General features: G+C 38.1%; 23 protein-coding genes. All 23 read right to left on the bottom strand.

Annotated elements, in window-relative coordinates; translation table 11 throughout:
* Positions 1 to 3: 3 nt before the first annotated feature.
* The gene (locus ACFSY7_RS07215) at positions 4 to 777 is read right to left on the bottom strand and encodes a ribonuclease HII (protein ID WP_020189426.1); all 774 of its coding nucleotides are present in this window, start codon (positions 775 to 777) and stop codon (positions 4 to 6) included.
* An 88-nt stretch (positions 778 to 865) separates the two neighbouring features.
* Complete coding sequence (gene ylqF / locus ACFSY7_RS07220; protein ID WP_126990769.1) at positions 866 to 1,720, bottom strand: ribosome biogenesis GTPase YlqF; 855 nt, start codon at positions 1,718 to 1,720, stop codon at positions 866 to 868.
* A 13-nt stretch (positions 1,721 to 1,733) separates the two neighbouring features.
* The gene (gene lepB / locus ACFSY7_RS07225) at positions 1,734 to 2,303 is read right to left on the bottom strand and encodes a signal peptidase I (RefSeq protein ID WP_380147387.1); all 570 of its coding nucleotides are present in this window, start codon (positions 2,301 to 2,303) and stop codon (positions 1,734 to 1,736) included.
* Between the two features lie 131 nt (positions 2,304 to 2,434).
* Entirely contained in the window at positions 2,435 to 2,779 is a 345-nt protein-coding gene (gene rplS / locus ACFSY7_RS07230) for a 50S ribosomal protein L19 (protein WP_020189424.1), read from the bottom strand.
* A 148-nt stretch (positions 2,780 to 2,927) separates the two neighbouring features.
* Positions 2,928 to 3,659, bottom strand: a complete 732-nt coding sequence (gene trmD, locus ACFSY7_RS07235) for a tRNA (guanosine(37)-N1)-methyltransferase TrmD (RefSeq protein WP_044527259.1) — start codon at positions 3,657 to 3,659, stop codon at positions 2,928 to 2,930.
* Entirely contained in the window at positions 3,659 to 4,174 is a 516-nt protein-coding gene (rimM, locus tag ACFSY7_RS07240) for a ribosome maturation factor RimM (protein ID WP_380147388.1), read from the bottom strand. Before rimM ends, trmD begins: the two co-directional genes overlap by 1 nt.
* Before the next feature lie 69 nt (positions 4,175 to 4,243).
* Positions 4,244 to 4,477, bottom strand: a complete 234-nt coding sequence (locus ACFSY7_RS07245) for a KH domain-containing protein (RefSeq protein ID WP_020189421.1) — start codon at positions 4,475 to 4,477, stop codon at positions 4,244 to 4,246.
* A gap of 31 nt (positions 4,478 to 4,508) precedes the next feature.
* Positions 4,509 to 4,781: a 30S ribosomal protein S16 gene (gene rpsP, locus ACFSY7_RS07250; RefSeq protein WP_020189420.1), complete on the bottom strand. Its 273-nt coding sequence runs from the start codon at positions 4,779 to 4,781 to the stop codon at positions 4,509 to 4,511.
* Between the two features lie 222 nt (positions 4,782 to 5,003).
* Positions 5,004 to 6,374 carry a signal recognition particle protein gene (ffh, locus tag ACFSY7_RS07255; RefSeq protein WP_020189419.1) on the bottom strand — a complete coding sequence of 457 codons (1,371 nt, stop codon included), beginning with the start codon at positions 6,372 to 6,374 and terminating at the stop codon, positions 5,004 to 5,006.
* Between the two features lie 12 nt (positions 6,375 to 6,386).
* Positions 6,387 to 6,719 (bottom strand): putative DNA-binding protein, encoded by a 333-nt coding sequence (locus tag ACFSY7_RS07260; protein WP_020189418.1) that lies wholly within the window; start codon positions 6,717 to 6,719, stop codon positions 6,387 to 6,389.
* Positions 6,720 to 6,855: 136 nt separating this feature from the next.
* The gene (gene ftsY / locus ACFSY7_RS07265; RefSeq protein WP_380147389.1) at positions 6,856 to 8,121 is read right to left on the bottom strand and encodes a signal recognition particle-docking protein FtsY; all 1,266 of its coding nucleotides are present in this window, start codon (positions 8,119 to 8,121) and stop codon (positions 6,856 to 6,858) included.
* A gap of 16 nt (positions 8,122 to 8,137) precedes the next feature.
* Positions 8,138 to 11,692, bottom strand: coding sequence for a chromosome segregation protein SMC (gene smc, locus ACFSY7_RS07270; RefSeq protein ID WP_380147390.1), 3,555 nt, complete (start codon positions 11,690 to 11,692; stop codon positions 8,138 to 8,140).
* Between the two features lie 69 nt (positions 11,693 to 11,761).
* Entirely contained in the window at positions 11,762 to 12,532 is a 771-nt protein-coding gene (gene rnc, locus ACFSY7_RS07275) for a ribonuclease III (protein WP_126990773.1), read from the bottom strand.
* A gap of 161 nt (positions 12,533 to 12,693) precedes the next feature.
* Positions 12,694 to 12,930 (bottom strand): acyl carrier protein, encoded by a 237-nt coding sequence (locus tag ACFSY7_RS07280; protein ID WP_020189415.1) that lies wholly within the window; start codon positions 12,928 to 12,930, stop codon positions 12,694 to 12,696.
* A gap of 95 nt (positions 12,931 to 13,025) precedes the next feature.
* A complete protein-coding gene (fabG, locus tag ACFSY7_RS07285; RefSeq protein ID WP_020189414.1) occupies positions 13,026 to 13,760 on the bottom strand; it encodes a 3-oxoacyl-[acyl-carrier-protein] reductase in 735 nt (244 codons plus the stop codon).
* On the bottom strand, positions 13,753 to 14,700 hold the full coding sequence (gene fabD, locus ACFSY7_RS07290) for an ACP S-malonyltransferase (protein ID WP_126990775.1): 948 nt from the start codon (positions 14,698 to 14,700) through the stop codon (positions 13,753 to 13,755). The genes fabG and fabD overlap by 8 nt, the downstream gene beginning before the upstream one ends.
* 1 nt (position 14,701) lies before the next feature.
* Positions 14,702 to 15,688, bottom strand: a complete 987-nt coding sequence (plsX, locus tag ACFSY7_RS07295; RefSeq protein ID WP_380147391.1) for a phosphate acyltransferase PlsX — start codon at positions 15,686 to 15,688, stop codon at positions 14,702 to 14,704.
* A 1-nt stretch (position 15,689) separates the two neighbouring features.
* Positions 15,690 to 16,259, bottom strand: a complete 570-nt coding sequence (gene fapR / locus ACFSY7_RS07300; protein WP_020189411.1) for a transcription factor FapR — start codon at positions 16,257 to 16,259, stop codon at positions 15,690 to 15,692.
* A 98-nt stretch (positions 16,260 to 16,357) separates the two neighbouring features.
* Positions 16,358 to 18,406 carry an ATP-dependent DNA helicase RecG gene (recG, locus tag ACFSY7_RS07305; protein ID WP_380147392.1) on the bottom strand — a complete coding sequence of 683 codons (2,049 nt, stop codon included), beginning with the start codon at positions 18,404 to 18,406 and terminating at the stop codon, positions 16,358 to 16,360.
* A complete protein-coding gene (gene sdaAA, locus ACFSY7_RS07310) occupies positions 18,396 to 19,295 on the bottom strand; it encodes an L-serine ammonia-lyase, iron-sulfur-dependent, subunit alpha (RefSeq protein ID WP_020189409.1) in 900 nt (299 codons plus the stop codon). Before sdaAA ends, recG begins: the two co-directional genes overlap by 11 nt.
* An 11-nt stretch (positions 19,296 to 19,306) precedes the next feature.
* Positions 19,307 to 19,975 carry an L-serine ammonia-lyase, iron-sulfur-dependent subunit beta gene (gene sdaAB, locus ACFSY7_RS07315; protein ID WP_020189408.1) on the bottom strand — a complete coding sequence of 223 codons (669 nt, stop codon included), beginning with the start codon at positions 19,973 to 19,975 and terminating at the stop codon, positions 19,307 to 19,309.
* Positions 19,976 to 20,334: 359 nt separating this feature from the next.
* Positions 20,335 to 21,978 (bottom strand): DAK2 domain-containing protein, encoded by a 1,644-nt coding sequence (locus ACFSY7_RS07320; protein ID WP_020189407.1) that lies wholly within the window; start codon positions 21,976 to 21,978, stop codon positions 20,335 to 20,337.
* A 17-nt stretch (positions 21,979 to 21,995) separates the two neighbouring features.
* The gene (locus tag ACFSY7_RS07325) at positions 21,996 to 22,370 is read right to left on the bottom strand and encodes an Asp23/Gls24 family envelope stress response protein (RefSeq protein ID WP_020189406.1); all 375 of its coding nucleotides are present in this window, start codon (positions 22,368 to 22,370) and stop codon (positions 21,996 to 21,998) included.
* Positions 22,371 to 22,385 lie beyond the last annotated feature (15 nt).

Genomic DNA, 22,385 nt, shown 5'->3' on the forward strand with positions numbered 1-22,385 from the left:
GTCTCATCCTTTCAAAAGCATTGTTTTTATCGGTTCAAATGTTTTACGGTGAATCGGTGTGACCCCAAGATGTTCCAACGCTTCTAAGTGTTGTTTTGTTCCATATCCTGCATGTTTTGCAAAACCATAACCAGGATATTTTTCATCCATCTCTTCCATATAATGATCTCGTGCAGTTTTGGCCAAAATAGAGGCTGCTGCAATAGCTAAGCTTTTTGCATCTCCTTTGATAATTGAACTTTGTGCTATTTCGATATCTAGCTTCATAGCATCGGCCAATACATAATCGGGCTTTACTGCCAAACGCTCAATAGATGTCTTCATTGATTCACGTGTTGCTTCATAAATATTAATATCATCAATCACTTCGACTGATTGAAAATGAACGGCGGTTGCTACTGCAGTTTGCATAATCTTCTCAATAAATTCTTCACGTTTATCATATGATAATTGTTTCGAGTCGTTTAACCCAAGCAATGCTTCACATGCATTATTCGGTAAAATCACAGCAGCTGTCACAACGGGGCCGGCTAGTGGTCCTCTACCCGCTTCATCAGTCCCGGCTATAAGAGAAGAACTGTTCTCACGAAATGATTGATCAAATGCTAACTTCGACTGGTGCTCATCTATTAATTTTTGCTGTTTCTCTTGTGCACGTTTCCATGATTTTAATGCATTTTGAGCGCCTGTACGTTCATCTTTGGCTAATTCATCCATCCAACTTTGCCATACTGTCTCTGTTGATAATTTCTCTTTAATTTCTTTAATCGTTGTCATCTACACTTACTCCTTTTATCGGTTAAAATTGTCACGATATAATGAAAAAATCGACAATGCCTAAAAGACATTGTCGATAAAGTGGCATTTACTCGTAATCTTCTACAAAATCAAATGTTAATTTTCCTAAATGTTCATTTCGAATGTCACGAACGATTAATTCAGATACCATTGAATAATCAATATCGCCACCTGACATTTTAATGTTGCGTAGTTTACCGATGTGATCAAATGTGCCAACAATTGGATCTGTTAAACCTTCAATTTGATAACGTTCATGTAAACGTTGAGGGTAATATGTTTCTAAAAAGTTTAGCCCAAAAATCGCTAAATCATCCATATTCATAATTGCATCTTTAATGGCACCCGTTACCGCTAATTTAGCTCCTACACGCTGATCTTCAAATTTTGGCCATAAAATCCCTGGTGTATCAAGTAATTCTAACTCTTTCCCAACCTTGATCCATTGCTGAGATTTTGTTACCCCTGGCATGTTACCTGTTCGTGCGATATTTTTTTTCGCTAAGCGGTTAATCATTGTCGATTTCCCAACATTTGGAATCCCCACAATCATCGCGCGAATGGCACGCGGTTTTAAACCTTTTTTACGCATACGATCCCATTTTTCTGCCAACACATCTTCCGCAGCTTTTGTAACGCGTTTTAATCCTTTACTATCAAGTGAGTTTACAGCTACTGCTTTATGTCCTTTTTCTTCAAAAAATTGAATCCAACGCTTAGTTTGCGTTTCATCTGCCATATCGGCTTTATTTAAAATGAGTAATCGTTTTTTTTGATGAATAATATCATCTAGCATGGGGTTACGAGATGACATTGGTAAACGTGCATCAATTAACTCAAAAACAATATCTACTAACTTTAAATTTTCTGTAACTTGTCGGCGGGCTTTAGCCATATGCCCTGGAAACCATTGAATTGTCATAATATCTCTCCTCTTAATCTATCGTACCAAAGTTTTCAATTGGCCAGAAGACAACGCTTGCCTTCCCTACAATTTTTTCTTTTGATACTAGTCCAATATGTCGACTGTCTTTACTATTTCGTCGATTATCACCCATTACAAAATAATATCCTTTTGGAATTATTTTTTTACCTGTGTAATCTAATAGGCTAAAATCTTCGGTTAGTGTACCACCATCAACAATTTGGTTTTTATAATCTTGTAAATACGTTTCATTTACTTTCTTGTCGTTAATGTATAGTTGATCATTTTTATATTCAAGTGTATCACCAGGAACCCCTATCACTCGTTTAATATAATCTTTCTTTTCAGGTGCGTGGAAAACAACAATATCAAAACGCTGAATATCTCCAACTTTATAATTTAGTTTATTTACAATCATACGTTCGCCACTTTCAAGAGTAGGCATCATGGACTCACCATCAACAACAATTGGTGTAAAGAGTACAAAGCGGATCAATGCTGCTAATAAAAAAGCAATAATAAGCGCTTTAATCCATTCCCATAAGTCGCTTTTTTCTTTTTTTAATTTTTCCTCTTCCATACAACCACCCCTCACTCTACATTATTTATTGTACAAGTATTTCTAAAAGCAGGCAAAAAGATTCTCTCTTTTAGACATGAAAAAAGTGTAGAGCAAATTGCTCTACACTCTTTTTTGCTAGTAAAAAGAAATTAGCGAATTTCTTTGATACGAGCAGCTTTACCACGTAAGTTACGTAGGTAGTATAATTTAGCACGACGTACTTTACCACGACGAGTAACTTTAAGTGCTGCGATTTTTGGTGTGTTAACTGGGAATGTACGTTCAACGCCTACACCGTAAGAGATTTTACGAACAGTGAAAGTTTCGCTGATACCGCCACCACGACGTTTGATTACAACACCTTCGAATTTTTGGATACGTTCGCGAGTACCTTCGACAACTTTAACGTCGATAGATACTGTGTCACCAGGACGGAAAGCTGGCATATCAGTACGTAATTGTTCTTTTGTGATTTCTGTAATAATGTTTGACATTTTATTTTCTCCTTTGACAGATGCTCATATAGTTCGCTTAATGGTTGCTACAGCGGAACACCGTAATACGGCATTTCTTTAAGAAATGCACTTTAAATACTAACATATCTATACGTTTGTTTCAAGTCCATTTCCTTGTCACAGATGATTATTTTTCATACCCAAGTGAACGTAAATAGCTCTTTTGTTTTGGTGTAAGATTAATATTCTCTAATAAATCAGGTCGACGTTCGAATGTACGTTTTAATGATTGTTCTTCACGCCATTCTGCAATTTTCGCATGATTTCCAGACATTAAAACATCCGGAACTTTCATCCCACGAAAGTCTGCTGGGCGTGTGTAATGTGGATGCTCCAATAAACCTGTAGAGAATGAATCATTAATATGTGAAGCTTCTTGTCCCAATACACCTGGTAAAAGGCGCACTACACTATCAATGATTGTCATGGCAGCAAGCTCACCACCTGTTAACACAAAATCACCAATTGAAATTTCATCGGTAACAAGGTGCTCACGAATACGCTCATCGTACCCTTCATAATGACCACAAAGGAAAATCAAATCTTCTTCTAAAGATAGTTCTTCTGCTTTCTTTTGAGAATATCGTTCACCTTGAGGACACATTAAAATAATACGAGGTTTTTTGCCTTGTGCTTGCAATGCTTCTACAGCATTAAATAATGGCTCAGGTTTCAATACCATACCCGCGCCACCGCCGTAAGGGTAGTCATCTACTTGATTATGTTTATTGTTTGAAAACGAGCGAAAATCCGTTACATCAAATGTTACAGCACCTTTATCTTGTGCTTTTTTCATAATAGATGCATTAAAAACACCATCGAACATATCTGGAAACAATGATAAAACTTGAATATTCATCATGATAATAAACCTTCCATTAATTCAATTGTGACGCGTTTATTTTCAACATCTACTTCCTTAATTACTTCAAAAATAACCGGTAAATAATGCTCTTTACCATCTATGCCTGTAACAGTCCAAACATCATTGGCACCCGTTTCAAAAATTTCTTTAATTTTACCAATTTCATTGCCATTTTCATCAAACACGTCACAACCAACGATTTCATGATAATAAAATTCATCTTCTTCTAATTCTTCAAGGAAGTTTTCATTTACTTTTAGCATGCTTCCTTTGAATTTTTCAACATCATTAATATTTGGATAACCTTCAAATGAAAGAAGAATAAAGTTTTTATGTTTTCGAGCAGTTTTAATAATAACTGTTGTAGGACGTTTTTCACCCGGCGCAAAAATACCAAGTTTTGCACCTACTTCATAACGATCTTCTGGAAAATCTGTTTGTGAAATCACACGAACTTCACCACGAATACCATGTGTATTAACAATTTTACCAACGTTGTACCATTTCATACTAGGACACCTCTTTTTTATACTTATATACAACAAAAAAGGAAGGAACCAATGCTCCCTCCTTTTACGCTAATCTATGATGTCGACATATGTCTTCTTCATATGGTGACTGCTTGCAGCAGAATAAACAATTGTTCGAATCGCTTTCGCGACACTTCCTTGTTTACCTATGACTTTGCCGACATCTTGAGGATGGACAGCAAGTTTATAAACGACACGATTTTCTGATTCATTCACCGTAATGCGAACATCATCTGGAAAATCGACTAGTGGTTGTACAATTGTTTTAATCAGCTGTTCCACAACGTCACCCCCGATTATTTATAAGGTAAAATTATTTACCTTGTTTTGATTCATGGAATTTAGCCATGATACCTTGTTTCGAGAACAAGTTACGTACAGTATCAGATGGTTTTGCACCATTAGCTAACCAAGATAATGCTTTTTCTTCATCAATTTTAACTTCTTCTGGAGAAGTTAATGGATTGAATGTACCGATTGTTTCAATAGAACGACCGTCACGTGGAGAACGTGAATCAGCAACTACGATACGGTAGAAAGGAGCTTTTTTAGCACCAATACGTTTTAAGCGAATTTTTACTGCCATGTTTCTTTGCACCTCCGAATAAGTTTCACACAAGATAGTATAATATCAAGCTTTCGATTGTTTGTAAAGTGTTTTTTCTTAACACAAGTTATTCTACAGGATTCTGAGTAAGATTACAAGTGTTTGTAAAGTATTTTTTCTTAACAACTAAAAACAATTAATTCTACGGATTTTTTAAGCTATTTAGCATACGAAAAACTCTACAAATGCAGAGCTTTTGTATTACATTTTAAATAATGAATCCATACCTGGTAATTTCAGCTTTTTCTTTTTACCTGCACCAGGTGCACCGGCTAATCCAGACATTTGTTTCATCATTTTTTTCATTTCATCAAATTGCTTAATCAAACGGTTAACTTCTTGTACTGAACGCCCAGATCCTTTAGAAATACGTTTACGACGGCTCGCATTAATAATTTCTGGATTTGTGCGCTCTGCAATCGTCATTGATTGAATAATCGCTTCAATATGATTAATTTGTTTATCATCAAAGTTCATTTTATCTAACCCTTTGACTTTGTTCATACCAGGAATCATTTTAATAATATCTTCCAATGGACCCATTTTCTTCACTTGACTCATTTGATCAAGGAAATCGTCAAAAGTAAAACTTTGTGTTTTGAATTTTTCTTCTAATTCTTTTGCTTTGTCCGCATCAACCGTTGCTTGCGCTTTTTCAATAAGTGATAATACATCACCCATACCTAAAATGCGCTGTGCCATACGTTCTGGGTGGAATGGTTCAAGTGCATCCATTTTTTCACCCATACCAACAAATTTGATTGGTTTCTCTGTAACTGAGCGAATTGATAATGCCGCACCACCACGAGTATCCCCATCTAATTTAGTTAATACGACACCTGTAATTCCGACAGCTTCATTAAAGCTTTCCGCTACGTTTACAGCATCTTGACCTGTCATTGCATCAACAACTAAGAATACTTCATCCGGCTCTTTAAGTGCTCGAATATCTTTTAATTCTTGCATTAATGCTTCATCGATGTGTAATCGACCAGCTGTATCGATGATCACAACATCGTGATGCTCTTCTTTAGCCAATTCAATTGCTTCACGAGCAATCTCTACTGGTGAAACATCCGTTCCTTTGTCAAACACTGGGATTGACAATTGTTTTCCTAGTGTTTGTAGTTGTTGTACAGCTGCTGGACGATAAACATCGGCTGCTACAAGTAATGGCTTTTTATTGTATTTTTTACGTAATACATTTGCTAGTTTCCCTGTAGTAGTCGTTTTACCGGCACCTTGTAAACCTACCATCATAATAACAGTCGGCGGACGAGTCGAGAATTTAACAGGTGATTGTTCGCCACCCATTAATTGTGTTAATTCTTCTTGAACAATTTTAATAACTTGTTGACCCGGCGTTAAGCTTTGCATAACGTCAGAACCTACTGCACGTTCACTAACTGATTTTACGAATTTTTTTACTACTTTTAAGTTAACATCGGCTTCGATTAAAGCAAATCGAACTTCACGCATCATTAATTTAACGTCTTGTTCTGTTACTTTACCTTTACCTTTAATTTTGGCAATTGTACCTTGGAGTCGCTCTGATAAGCCTTCAAATGCCATAGTGGTCGCCCCCTAATCCCATTCTTTCAATTGTTCAATATAACGTAATGCATCCTCTTTTGGCGCATTTTCTTCAATTGCTGCAATTAATGCCAGCGCAATTTGCTGTCTTTTTTGAAACTTTGTAAAAAGTTGAAGTTTTTCTTCATATTCTTCAAGCATCGCTTCCGTACGTCGGATATTATCATAAACTGCTTGGCGTGATACTTTATATGATTCTGCAATTTCTCCTAATGACAAATCATCTAAATAATAAAGTTGCATATAGCTTCTTTGTTTATCCGTTAGAAGTGCTTGATAAAAGTCAAAGAGAAAGTTCATACGTGTTGTTTTTTCTAATAACATACATAACCTCTCCTTTACATACATATTCCATCGTATCATATAAGAAAAGCGAGGACTCTGTCAAGGTAAACCCCTTGTCCAAAACCTCGCTTTTTATTGATATATCAACGTTTATCGTTGTTTATACGTCTTTGTGTTATTCATCCAATTCATCGATTTGTTTATCTAATGAATCTGCGAATAAACCATACACATAACGTTCCGCATCAAATGGTTGTAAGTCATCCATTTTTTCACCAAGACCAACAAATTTAACTGGAATATGCAATTGATTACGAATGGCTAATACAATACCACCTTTTGCAGTACCATCTAATTTCGTTAATACAATCCCTGTTACTTTTGTAGCTTCCTTGAATGTTTTCGCTTGTACAAGTGCATTTTGTCCAGTTGTAGCATCTAAAGCTAATAAGACTTCATGCGGTGCACCTGGTACTTCACGTTCGATAACACGATGTACTTTTTGAAGTTCATTCATTAAGTTAACTTTATTTTGTAAGCGACCCGCTGTATCACAAATTAAAATATCTACTCCGCGGTTCTTGGCTGCATTGATTGCGTCATACATAACAGCTGCTGGATCCGAGCCTTCTGATTGTTTGATCACTTCAACACCCACTCGGTCGCCCCAAACTTGCAATTGGTCAATTGCACCAGCACGGAATGTATCACCAGCTGCCAGCATAACTTTTTTACCTTGTTGTTCAAAACGATGCGCTAATTTGCCAATTGTTGTTGTTTTACCAACACCATTTACACCAACAAATAAAATAACTGTTAATTCACCATCTGGTTGCATATTTAAATCAGTAATATCAGCTTCACCTTGCTCATAAATTTCCACTAATTTTTCCGAGATAACTGCTTGAATACCATCTGTTGATTTAATATTTTTGCGTTTTACTTCCATTTCAAGTTCATCGATTAATTGCATTACTGTTTCAAATCCAACATCGGCTTGTAGTAATAATTCTTCTAATTCCTCGAAAAACTCTTCATCTACTGTACGGTAACGTGCTACTAAATCATTTACTTTTGAAGAAAATGAATTACGTGTTTTTTCAAGACCATGCTTGAATTTTTCAGTAATTGCTGCTGGAGAAAACCAATGACGCTTTTGCTCTGATTCTTCTTTAGTTTCTGACTCTTCTTCAACAATCGTTGGTAGTTCTTCTAAAGCCTCTTCAACGACTGGTTCTTCGATTACTTCAGGTTCTTCCACAATTTCTTTGACAGGCTTTTCTACCGATTCAATTACTTTTGTTGTTTCCTCTGCTTGGCTTTCTTCGATTTCAGCATTGTCCTCTATGGCACCTGCTTCATTTGTTTCTTCTAGTTGTTCTAACTGTTCTTCATCTTTTTTACCAGTTAGCTTTTCTTTCATACGTTGTAAAAAGCCCATACTTCATTCCGCTCCTTTAGGACATCTCTTGTTCTAATTTTACTGATACGAGTTTTGAAACGCCGGATTCTTGCATCGTAATACCATACAACACATCGGCGCCTTCCATCGTACCTTTACGGTGCGTGATCACGATAAATTGTGTATCATCGCTGAATTTTTTCAAGTATTGACTATAGCGACTAACATTCGCTTCGTCAAGCGCTGCTTCGACTTCATCCAAAATACAGAAGGGTACTGGACGAGTTTTTAAGATTGCAAATAATAAAGCAATTGCTGTCAATGCACGTTCCCCACCAGATAATAAACTCAAGCTTTGCAATTTCTTACCAGGTGGTTGCGCAACAATTTCAATACCCGTTTCTAATAAGTTTTCTGGGTCTAACAAAATTAAATCTGCTTTACCACCACCAAATAATTCACGGAAAACTTCTTGGAAATGTGTGCGAATAGACGTAAATGTCTCACTAAACCGAGCTGTCATTTCTTCATCCATTTCACGAATGGCTTCATGCAACGTATCTTTCGCCTCCAATAAATCATTGCGTTGATTTGTTAAGAATTCTTGACGTTCAGACACGGTTTTGTATTCTTCAATAGCGTGTACATTCACATCGCCAAGCTCATCAATTGACTGACGTAATAACTTCACTTTACGCCGTGCTGTATCAATATCAACATCAACAGCTTCCTCAAGCAATGCTTCTTGGAATGTTAAGTCGTATTCTGTTAACAATTGATTTTCTTGATTGCTACGGTTTGCATCAATACGATTCATTTTCACATCGATGTCACGAATAGCGTTTAGCACGCCTTGGTGAACACGTTGTGCTTCTGTAAGCAATGTATCGACGTTTTGAATCGTTTTTTGCAATTCTGCACGTTTTACTTTTGCATTAGCAATAGAAGTGTTTAAAGTATCTCTACGCGCTTTCAATGATACAGTACGCTCTGTCAATTCTTCCTCAGAAGGGCCTTCTTCTCCTTCGCTTGTTAATAACCATTCACGTTCTTGTTGTTGAGCATGCAAATGCTGTTTACTTGTCATTAATTTATTTGTTAAGTCTTCTACTTGCATACGAAGTTGTAGTACTTGCTCAGCTTTTACAGCCTGCTGTGCTTTTGCATCAGCTAAATCACTTTGCAATTGATCACGTTCGGTTATACTTTGTGCTTTTAATGACTCTAAGCGCTCTACATCTTTATTTAATGTAGCTGTCTCTTCATCTAAAGATACTAAACGTTTTTCAAGGGTGATTTTTGAATCTTCCAATGAACCTAAACGACTTGTGACATCTTGCTGTTCAGAATCAAATAAAGAAACACGTTGTGATAAGCGCTTAACCGTCGCTGAAATGGTTTCTAGTGCGATATTTTGGCGATATTCACGTTGTTTTAATGTATCCCCTCTTTGACGCTGTTGCTCCAACTCTGCTTCTTTTAAACCGACACGTTTTTCTAGTTCTTTCACTGTTTGTTCTGCTGCTAAGATAGAGACTTGCAATTTATCTACATTGTCTGTTAACTGTTCTAATTCTGCTTTACGACTAAATACAGGGTTTTGTTTATTTGTCGATCCACCCGTCATTGAACCACCAGCATTTACGACATCGCCTTCTAATGTAACGATACGGTAGCGATAATGACATGCGTTTGCGATAGCTTTAGCGCCGTCCAAATCTTTGGCGATAATAACATGCCCTAATAAATGAGCAACAATCGTATCAAACGTTTCTTCTGCTTCAACAAGTTTGTCAGCTGTGTTGATAAATGATGGATGTCCCGCTACACGCGTTAATACATCTGTTGGAATTTGACGCGATTTCATAATATTCTTCGGTAAGAACGTAGCACGTCCACCGTTATGATTACGTAAATAATGAATCGCTTGGCTCGCATGTTTATCCGTTTCCGTAATAATATGCTGTGCTGTTGCACCAAGCGTTGTTTCAATAGCAGTTGCATAAGGAGCCGGCACTTGCAACATTTCGGCTACAGCGCCATGAATACCTGTTAAACGATTTTCATCACGAGCTTGTAAAATCATTTTAGGACCTTTATAAAAGCCTTCAAAATTTGATGATAGCTCTTCTAACGTTTCTTTACGTCCTTGCATGGTTTTCAATTGATTATAGCCTTGATAAAGCATGTCTCGTTTTTTCGAATACATGTCACGTAATTTTTTATACGTCTCTTGTGATTCTTTATAACGTGCTAATTGCTCAGCTAATTCAATCGAAATGGCTTCTAGTGATGCCGCAGCTTGTTCTTTTTCTGCGTTATGACGACGTAACTCTTCAATTGTTTCTCCAGAAGCGGATGACATTTTTGTTGTCTCTGCTTGCTCTTGTTCCAATTGACGAATAATATTTTTTAATTCGTTATTTGTGGCAGCACGCTCACTTAAACGATCAACATAAACATTTTTAAGTTGTTCAATTTCACGCTCAATTTCAGATGTAGAACGTTCCAAAGTTTGTGTCATCTGCTTTACTTCTTGACAAATCTCTTTAAACGCAACGTCATACTCTGCTAGTTGTTGTGCCTTTACTTCTTTCAAAGCAGCATCTTGTTCATATTGTATTTTGGCAGTTTGAATTGATTTTTCTAAACTTGCTAGTTGTTGTGAAATATTTTGACGTTTTTGTAATAAGACCGCTTTACGTCCTTCATAGCGTTCTACATCTGTACTAACATCTACAAGTTCTGCTTGCTCTAAATCCAATGTTGTATCAATTGTTTGAAGTGCTTCGCGATGCATACGTTGCTCTTTTTGAAGCGCTTCGATCTCTAATTGTTGTGCATTTCCTTTTTCGGAAAGAGTACTTTTTTGCACAGCCAATTGTTTGAAAGAAGTTTCTAACATTTCGATATCATGGATTAAGACAGCAATATCAATGCCTCGTAGTTCTTTTGTCATCGACACGTAGTCTTCTGCGGCAGATGCCTGAATACGCAACGGTTCAATACGTCCGTCTAATTCATGTAAAATATCGAGCACACGATTTAAATTATCATCTGTTTCAAATAGTTTATGCTCTGCTTTTTTACGTCGTTTTTTATATTTTAAAACACCAGCAGCTTCTTCAAAAATCGCACGACGGTCGTCTGGTTTACTGTTTAAAATTTCATCAACACGACCTTGTGAAATAATTGAAAAAGCTTCTTTTCCTAGTCCAGAGTCTAAAAATAAATCTGTAATATCTTTCAAGCGACAGCTTTGTTTATTTAATAAATATTCGCTTTCACCCGAACGATAGACACGACGAGAAACGCTCACCTCATTATAAGAAAGTGGCAAGCGTTCATCTTCGTTATCTAGGATGAGCGTTACTTCTGCAAAGTTAAGCGGTTTGCGTGAGTCACTACCCGCAAAAATAATATCTTCCATTTTTGCACCACGTAGCGATTTCGCTGATTGTTCGCCAAGTACCCATCGAATGGCATCTATGACGTTACTTTTACCACTACCATTTGGACCGACTACCGCCGTCACTCCTGGCACAAAGTCAATTCCGATTCGATCGGCAAAAGATTTAAAACCAATCACTTCAAGCCGTTTAAGGAACAAAATAATACCCCCTACTAATCTTTTGCCTCATTAGTCTATACTGTTGTACATTCACGTACGTTCTGTTTGCTATTGGGCTTCGTTGTTATTTTTATTCATTTGTTGTTTTTTAAAAGCAACCATAGCACTTTGAGCAGCTCGTTGCTCAGCTTCTTTTTTCGATTTACCATTCCCGACACCTAACTCTGCACCACTTAACATGACTTGAGATACGAAAGTACGGTTATGCGCTGGACCATTTTCTTTAATAATAGTGTATTGAAGCGCACCTGAGTTTGCTTGTTGCACCATTTCTTGTAATTGACTTTTAAAGTCCATTACATGTGAAAACATACCGAGCTCTACTTTTGGAAAAACGACTTTTTCCAAGAAGCCAACAACTGTTTCTAAACCTTGGTCTAAATATAAAGCACCGACAAATGCTTCGAAGCAGTCCGCAAGTAATGCTGGACGTTCACGACCGCCTGTAATTTCTTCCCCTTTACCTAGTAACACAAATTGTCCAAAATTTAGTTCGTTTGCAAAGATAACAAGTGACGGTTCGCAAACAATCGCTGCGCGAAGTTTTGTTAATTCGCCTTCTGTCATTTTAGGGAATTTCAGGAATAAAAACTTAGAAACAGTTAGCTCTAACACTGCGTCACCTAAAAATTCAAGACGTTCATTGTCTTCATATTGTTTGCGGCGATGCTCGTTTACATAAGATGAGTGTGTAAACGCATTGTATAATAAATTTTTATTACCAAAGTGTAAGCCTAAAATATTTTGTAATTTTTCAAATTTAGCGCGAGCCTGTTCAGGGATTGCACCGTTTTTTTGTGATAATTCTTCGATTTCCATCGTTCATCAACCTTCTTAGTTTGCTAAATTAGTACTCTTTGATAGTGTACCTTTTTCTTACGCAATGTGCAAAACATTAAAAAATTTGTCACAAAAACATAACTTCCCTTGCAGCAAGCTACAAGGGAAGTTTAAGTATTTATTCAAAACAGCTTATGTGATTAAGCTTGTGCTTTCTCGATGAATGACACTGCATCACCAACTGTTTGGATTTTTTCAGCATCTTCATCTTCGATTTGCATATCGAATTCTTCTTCAAATTCCATTACTAATTCAACAACGTCTAGTGAATCAGCACCTAAATCTTCACGGAATGATGCTTCCGGTTTTACTTCGCTTTCGTCAACACCTAAACGGTCAACGACAACTTTGCTTACGCGTTCTAAAACTGTAGCCACAAAATACACCTCCTCTCAAAGACTAACTGGTATGACCAGTTTATGATTTCTAGCATAGTATAGCATTTTTCATCGGTGAATAAAAATAATATTTATTACATCACCATGCCGCCATCAACATGTAGTACTTGACCTGTCATGTAGCGGCTTGCATCGCCTGCTAAGAACGATACCACATCTGCAATATCTTCAGGCTGTCCTAATTTTGCTAATGGAATTTGAGCTTCCATACCTGCTTTTGCCTCTGCTGGCATAGCATCTGTCATTTCCGTTTCGATAAAGCCTGGTGCAACAGCATTTACTAAAATATTACGTGCTGCTAATTCTTTTGCAGATGTTTTTGTTAAACCAATGACCCCCGCTTTAGATGCTGTGTAATTCGCTTGCCCAGCATTCCCAACAATTCCGACAACTGACGCCATGTTAATGATGCGCCCTGCACGTTGTTTCATCATTGGACGTGCTACAGCCTTCGTACATAAAAAGACTGATTTTAAGTTTGTATCGATTACTGCATCCCAATCGTCTTCTTTAAGACGCATTAATAAGTTATCGCGCGTAATGCCCGCATTATTTACTAGCACATCAATTGTGTCAAATGTTTCAAGCGTTGTATCGATTAACTTTTTAACATCGTCCGCTTCTGCAACATTTGCCTGAACGATAAGTGCTTCTACGTTAAATGCTTGTACTTCTTTAGCGACTGCTTCTGCACGTTCTTGAGAACCACTATAGTTGACAACAATATTGTAGCCGTCTTTTGCTAATTTCAAGGCAATTGCACGACCAATTCCGCGGGAAGCACCTGTTACGATTGCTGTTTTAGACATGAGACCACTCCTTTGCTTGTGTTAACACATCTTGTAATGATGCTTCATCATAAATACAGTACGTTGTTGCTTTACGATCCACTTTCTTCACTAAACCGCTTAATACTTTTCCCGGGCCACACTCAATAAATGTATCGACACCTTGTGCTAATAATTCACGAATTGACTCTTCAAAACGTACTGGTGAATACAACTGTTCCACTAATAATTTTTCAATCTCTTCAGGTCGCGTAACAGGCTTTGCCGTTACATTCGCAATAACCGGAATTTGCGCTTCGTGTAATTCAATCGCATCTAAGGCTGCTTTTAATCGTTCTGCCGCAGGTTTCATCAACGCCGAGTGGAATGGTCCACTAACGTTTAACGGTAATGCACGACGTGCGCCTGCTTCTTTTGCACGTTCACATGCTACTTCTACTGCATGTTTTGTACCAGAAATAACAATTTGACCTGGACAATTTAAGTTCGCCATTTGGACAACTTCACCAAGTTCTGACGATACTGCTTCCGTGACAGCGCCAAGTTGTTCTGAATCTAACGCTAAAATAGCGGCCATAGTTCCTTCACCTGCAGGAACTGCCTCATTCATTAATACACCGCGCTTATGAACGATTTTCACAGCATCTTCAAAACTCATTACTCCTGAAGCTACTAACGCTGCATATTCACCTAAGCTATGACCAATTGTGAAATCCGCTTTAATACCTGCATCTGCTAGTTGTTTTGCTACAAGTACACCAGTTGTTAAAAGTGCAGGTTGTGCATTGTATGTAAGTGTTAATTGATCTTCTGGGCCTTCTAACATAAGTGATGATAAATCATATGCTACAAGCGAATCCGCATCTTTATAGAAATTTGCGTAAGCACCTGTTAAGAGTTCAGCACCCATACCTACTTTTTGAGAGCCTTGTCCTGGAAAAAGAAAAGCAATTTTTGTCATGTTAATTCTCCTTTGAAATCGTAGAATCAATCGTTGCGCAGACATTATGTTTCACCATTTTTCGTGCTTGACGAATTGCACTGTAAAAACCTTGTGCATCTGATGAGCCATGCGCTTTAATAACTGGGGCTTTCAATCCAAATAATACCGCTCCACCATATTCTTTATAGTCCATTTTATTTTTAATGGTTTTCAAGCTTGGTTTCATTAAAACCGCGGCTACTTTCGTTTTTGTTGATGACATAAAGCCCTCTTTTAATAAAGAAAACAATGCACCAACAGACCCCTCGATTGTTTTTAATACCATGTTGCCAGTGAACCCATCTGTCACAACAACATCAGCGGCGTGATTTAATAATTCCCGCGCTTCGACGTTACCGATAAAATTAATCGGTGCTTCTTTTAATAAATCAAAAGCATGTTTTGTTAAATCATTACCTTTTTTATCTTCTGTACCAATATTTAATAAACCTACAGTTGGGTTTTTTACGCCGCGCACTTGTTGCGCATAAATGCTACCCATAATCGCATATTGTACAAGATTTTCTGGTTTAGCATCTGCATTCGCACCTAAATCAAGCATATCAAAACCAGCATCATCCAATGTTGGTAGTGTTGTTGATAATGCGGGGCGGTCAATGCCGTCAATACGACGAACAATAAATAAACCAGCTGCCATTAAAGCACCTGTATTCCCAGCAGATACGCATGCTTCTACTTCACCATCAGCAACAGCTTGCGCTGCACGCACCATTGAAGCATCTTTTTTACGACGAACGGAGCGCACTGGCTCATCTGTTCCTTCGATTACTTCTATACAATGAATTACTTCTAAACGATTATGCTGTTTTAAAAAAGGTTTCATTTTCTCTTCGTCGCCATAAAGAACGATTTCTAAATCAGAAAAATCTGCAAGCGCTTTGTAGACACCTTCAATAATTTCTTTTGGCGCATTGTCGCCACCCATACCATCAATTGCAAATTTCATTTTATTCACCTTTACCTTTCGTACGGTACATTTCAAAATCTCCCGTAAACACTGTCGTACCATTTACTGTTGATGTCACACTTACAAATGTACGATTATTGTCATCACGACTTGTTACAGTTGCTTTTGCAATAACGCGATCTCCTGCATGTACAGGGCGCGTGAATGATAACGTTGATTTAACAGTTAACGCTAAATCGTCATCAATGACAGCGACCGCCAATGAATTTGCTTGTGCAAATAAATGGTGTCCTCGTGCAATATTATTACGCTGGAAAACATGATCCTCTGTCACATCAAAAATAGACAATGCTCGTTCATCTAACTCGATATCAATAATCTCACCAATGATTTCATCGAGAGGTAAAGTTTTTACTTCATTTTCAAAATTATGTGCTGCTACGTCTTTAATGCGTTCGCGTAACTCGGGGATAGATAATTCCATACGGTCTAATCGGATTGTTTGAACACTAACATTAAATTTTGTTGCCAGTTGATCATCCGTAATAAAAGGATTATCTTCAATAGTCTGTTTTAACAACTTTTGTCGTTCTTTTTTTGAATACTTCATCGTTTCAATATGCCGCTCCCTTTGTATTAGCACTTGGTACTAATATCAGTATATAAATATAAAAAGGAGAATGCAAGTATAAATTGCACTCTCCACTTCTAATCAATGCGCTCACCCGTCATAACACCTGACTTTTCAAGTGATTCACGCAGTGGACCATACTCCTCGTCATGCCAAAATTCATCGGTATACACAAGGTTGTTCGCATCGCGTCGTGCTGTTTCTAATGCTCGATAATCATGAACTAAATCAGCCATTTTAAATTGTGGTATACCACTTTGTTTACGCCCAAAAAAGTCGCCCGGACCGCGAAGTTCTAAATCTTTTTCAGCAAGGCGGAATCCATCATTCGTTTCGGTCATAGAAATCATGCGTTCTTTTCCTTCTTCGCTTTTAGGATCCGCTACTAGTACACAATAAGATTGATGCTCCCCGCGCCCTACACGTCCTCTTAACTGGTGTAACTGTGCGAGGCCAAAACGCTCTGCATCATAAATAACCATAAACGTGGCATTTGGTACATTCACACCAACTTCGACAACGGTTGTTGATACGAGTACATTGATAGCACCTTCGCTAAATGACCGCATAACCGCATCTTTTTCATCGGCTGGTAAACGACCATGCATAAGTCCTACTGTAAATTTATCAGCAAAAATAGTTTGTAGCTGCGCATGAAGCTCCACTGCATTTTGGACATCTAATTTATCCGACTCCTCAATCAATGGACAAATCAAATAAGCTTGACGTCCTGCTGCCAATTCCTGCTCCATACGTTGTAAGACTAGATTGAACTGCTCCGCTTTCAGCCAATTTGTTTCAATTACTTTTCGCCCTGCTGGCATCTCATCAATAATGGATACATCCATTTCGCCAAAAGCTGTAATCGATAATGTACGTGGAATAGGTGTCGCCGTCATAAACAACTGATCAGGACTTTCTCCTTTTTCACGTAACACGCGCCGTTGGTTGACACCAAAGCGATGCTGTTCATCGGTAATCACAAGCCCTAATTTATGAAACGCAACATCTGGTTGGATCAATGCATGTGTACCAATTAACACATCAATGTCGCCAGTTGCTAAATCTGCTAATAATGCCCGACGTGCTTTTGCTTTCGTAGAACCAGATAATAACTCAACACGAACATCAAATGGCTCTAGCCAGCTTCGTAAATTTTCTAAATGCTGCTCTGCTAAAATTTCAGTAGGAGCCATTAAAGCACCTTGAAATCCTGCTGTCACTACTGCATAAAGGCCACTCGCTGCAACGACGGTTTTACCCGAACCTACATCACCTTGTAGTAAACGGTTCATTCGTTGTGGCGTTAGCAAGTCCTTACAAATTTCATTAACAACACGTTTTTGCGCCCCTGTTAAATCATATGGTAGAGCCGCAAAAAATGTGCGTAATTTTTCAACATCATAGTGAATCGCTAAGCCAGCCTCGTCTTCACGACGTACTTTACGAAGCGCCTGCATCTTTAGCTGAAAGACGAGTAATTCCTCGTATACAAAGCGTCTACGTGCTTGCTTTGCATGCATCGCATTTTGAGGGAAATGCACGCCTTCTAATGCTTCATGAATTCCTAATAGCTTATATGACTCTCGCAATTTTCCTGGCAAAGTTTCCGGTATCATGAATGCTACTTCATCTAATGCTTGTCTCATAAAATGACGGTATTTTTTTTGTGTTAATTTCCCTTTTAAGCTATAAACGGGTTCAAAATCTGCCTGTGCATCTTTCGGTCCAAAGTGAACTTGTGAACCACTAATTTGCTGACGGCCTTGATCCCATTTGCCAGTTACAGTAATAATCGCACCCGGCTCTAATTTATTTTTTAAATATGCTTGATTAAAAAAAGATACGCGAATCAAATGGTTGCCTACAAGCATTTTAAATTGTAAGCGTGAACGACCTTTGCCCATAAACATGACATTTGGTACACTTTCAACGCGTCCTTCCACTGTCACACGCTCATTGTGAGGGGTTTGTGCTAAATCTTTCAGTCGAAAATCTTCATGGCGAAACGGAAATGTCATAATTAGTTCTTCTATTGTATGGACACCCATCTGTTCTAAATTTTCGGCAGCTGTCTTCCCAACACCCTTAAGCTCTGTAACAGGGCTTTTTAAATCAATTGCCACTGTTCGCTACAGCTCCTCCAAAAATACGTTTTTCTAACCAGCGACCGGTTGGTGTAGCAGCCAATCCGCCTTGTGCCGTTTCACGTAGTGCAGAAGGCATCGTTTGACCAATTCGATACATGGCATCGATTACTTCATCTGTTGGAATGCGACTTTCAATCCCTGCTAATGCCATATCAGCAGCTACCATTGCATTCGCTGCACCCATTGCATTACGCTTTACACAAGGTACTTCAACTAGCCCAGCTACAGGGTCACATACTAAGCCTAGCATATTTTTTAGTGAAATGGAGAATGCATGTGCAGATTGTTGCGGTGTTCCACCTGCCATTTCAACAATTGATGCTGCCGCCATTGCAGCTGCTGAACCTACTTCCGCTTGGCAACCACCCGCCGCACCTGAAATAGACGCATTATTTGCGACAACAAAACCAAATGCACCTGCTGTAAATAAAAAACGTACCATTTGTTCATGCGTAGGATTTAATTTATTTTTAACCGCAAATAACACACCCGGTACAACCCCTGCTGAGCCTGCTGTTGGTGTGGCGCAAATCATGCCCATCGCGGCGTTTACTTCGTTCGTTGCAACAGCTTTGCTAACAGCATCTAATAAGAAATCTCCGCTCAATCCTTTACCAGACTGAATGTATTTTTGCATTAATACAGCATCGCCACCTGTTAGACCAGTAACCGATGTGACACCTTTTAATCCACGTTCAATTGCTTGGTCCATAACTTCTAAGTTACGTTCCATTTGGGTAAAAATTTCTTCACGCGTACGTTCAGACATCCCCATCTCTTGCTCAATCATAATCTCTGATAATAATTTATTTTCATTTTCTGCGCGTTCGACTAATTCACGAACGTTACGAAATAACACTTCCATCTTCATTCCTCCTAGCTATTTTTGATACGTGATACTTGCGTAATATTCGGTAGTCTTTCTAGCTCATTTAAAATATCTTCATGTAGATTTTGATCGACTTCAATGACCATTAAAGCCATCGTACCGCGTTCTTTCCGTGACACTTCCATATGTCCAATATTAATCTGATGGCTCGCTAGACATACAGCCACATGTGCGACAACACCTGCACGGTCATTATGCACGACTAAAATAGCGGGCATACCACCTGACATACGTAAACGGAAACCATTTAATTCCGTAATTTCAATGGCACCACCACCAATTGAAATTCCGCACATCGACATTTCGTTTCCTTCTTCATCCCCTAAAATAATACGTGCTGTATTCGGATGCTCTGAAGCACCTGTTTCAGGAATAAATTCAAATGTTAAACCAACCTTTTCTGCTTCGTCAAAAGATGTTTTAATGCGCTCATCGTATGTTTCATAGTCTAATAAACCACCAATAATTGCGACATCGGTACCATGACCCTTATACGTTTCCGCAAATGAGCCATATAAATGTATTTTTGCCCATGTTGGTTGTTTACCAAATAAATCTCGTGCTACGCGACCAATTCGCGCTGCTCCTGCTGTATGGGACGAAGAAGGCCCAATCATAACAGGACCAATAATGTCAAAAACGGATGAAAACTTCATTCGTAGTCCCCCTTTAGTAAATAAGTAATTGTAGTATCATTTTATCCTATTCAAGTCATAAACCCAACATTTATGCAATTGGGAACGATTGCATTTTACTATTTTGTCCGACTAAATAAGACATGCCAGAAAAAAAACGTAAAATAGTGTTGTACAAGGCGTGTAAGATGCGTTTTCACGGTGTACATTACGAGGAAAATTTTTCATAAAAAAGAGGCTGGGACAAAACGTTGCATTTTCCTTTTTTAGTGTTCGCAACGAAAAACCGGAACCGCGCCACAGCACGATTCCGGTTTTTCTTATGCTCCTATGAGAGGTTGTTTTACATGTATGTCCTAGCCTCTTCAATAGTTACTCGATTATTCAACTGAGATGATGTAAGGATATACCGGTTGTTTACCGTTATGTACTTCCACTTCTACATCTTCATAATTTGCTTCAATAAATCCTGTTAGTTGAGCTAATTGTTGTTGTGTCGTATTTTGACCATAAAGGATTGTAACGATTTCAGAATCTTCATCGATTACTTTTTTCACTGCTTCTTCTGCAGCTTCCTCTAATGTTTTAACAGACGCCACAATTTTACCTTCAACCATTGCCATGAAATCATCTGTGTGAATTTCAACGCCATCGATTGATGTATCACGAACTGCTGTTGTAATTTGTGCGGTTGAAACGCCCGCAAATGCGCGTGTCATTGCTTCAGCATTTTCTTCTACTGATGCCTCTGGGTTAAATGCTAAAATAGCGCTCATACCTTGAGGGATTGTTTTCGTTGCAACAACAGCAGCTGGAATATCTAATAATTCAACCGCTTGTTCTGCAGCCATCACAATGTTTTTATTATTTGGTAAAATTAATACTTTTTCAGCGCCAACTTCTTTAATTGCATTAACGATATCTTCTGTAGATGGGTTCATTGTTTGACCACCCTCGATAACATATGATGCACCAACGCTTTCAAGTAATTCTTTTACCCCTTCACCTAGTGCTACTGTAACGATTGCATAAGGTGCTTTTTTCACTTCTTTTGCTGCTGTAGGTTTTTCGTCACCTACGATAGCTGTATGTTGTAAACGCATGTTATCTACTTTAATCTTCACAAGGCTACCATATTGGTGACCATATGAAATAACGTCACCTGGTGTTTCAGAGTGAACGTGAATTTTAACGACTTCATCATCAGCTATAACTAATAGTGAATCACCAAATTTGCTCATTTCTTCACGGAATTGTTCTTCGTTGAATGGACGTTTGTCTTCCTCGAAGCGTACCATGAACTCTGTGCAATAACCGTAAACGATTGCTGAAGTATCCATGAAATCTTGTACACGATGGTGCTCAGCATTTACTAAATCATCTAAAGAAGATTCAATTTTCGCTGGTAACTCTTCGCCTTTTAAACTAGCAACAAAGCCTTCATATACAAATACTAGACCTTGGCCGCCACTATCGACAACGCCAACTTCTTTTAAGACTGGTAATAGGTCTGGTGTTTTGTCTAAAGCGACTTTAGCAGCTGCTAAAACTTCTTCCATTAACACAATAATATCGTCTTCTGTTTCAGCTACTTCAACAGCTTTTTCGCCTGCTAAACGGGCAACCGTTAAAATTGTCCCTTCTGCAGGTTTCATAACTGCTTTATAGGCTGTTTGAACACCATAGTTTAATGCATTTGCAAATGTCTTTGTTGTTAATGTTTCTTCTTTCTCAACCGCTTTACCGAATCCTCGGAATAATTGTGAAAGAATAACGCCTGAATTTCCGCGTGCCCCCATTAATAAACCTTTTGATAAGGCTTGTGATACTGCACCAATATTTTCTGTGACATTGTTTGCTACTTCTTTAGCACCTGATGTCATCGAAAGATTCATATTTGTACCTGTATCACCATCTGGTACTGGGAATACATTTAGTGAATCTACGTAATCTGCGTTTTGAGATAAATGATGTGCTCCAAGTTGCACCATTTCCGCAAATTTAATGCCGTCTAATGACTTCATTGATTTAGTTCCTCCTCTTAATCGTTCGCTACTCGAACACCTTGCACATAAACATTTACTGAATTAACAGCCATGCCTAATGTTGTATCAAGTGTATATTTTACTTTTGATTGGACTTGATAAGCTACTTCTGAAATTTTTGTACCATAGCTAACGATTACATACATGTCTATATGTAAATTTTTATTTTCATCTTCGCCGTCTTGACGTACTAGTACGCCACGTGCAAAGTTTTCTTTACGTAAAATATCTGTTAATCCATCACGAATTTGATGCTTACTTGCCATGCCGACAATTCCGTAACATTCGATTGCAGCTCCTCCAGCAATTTGTGCTACAACATCATTTGCGATATCAATATGACCGAATTCATTTGTAATTTCTACTGACATGATATGGCCCCCTGT

This window comes from Kurthia populi (assembly GCF_042686175.1).
Lineage (GTDB): Bacteria > Bacillota > Bacilli > Bacillales_A > Planococcaceae > Kurthia > Kurthia populi.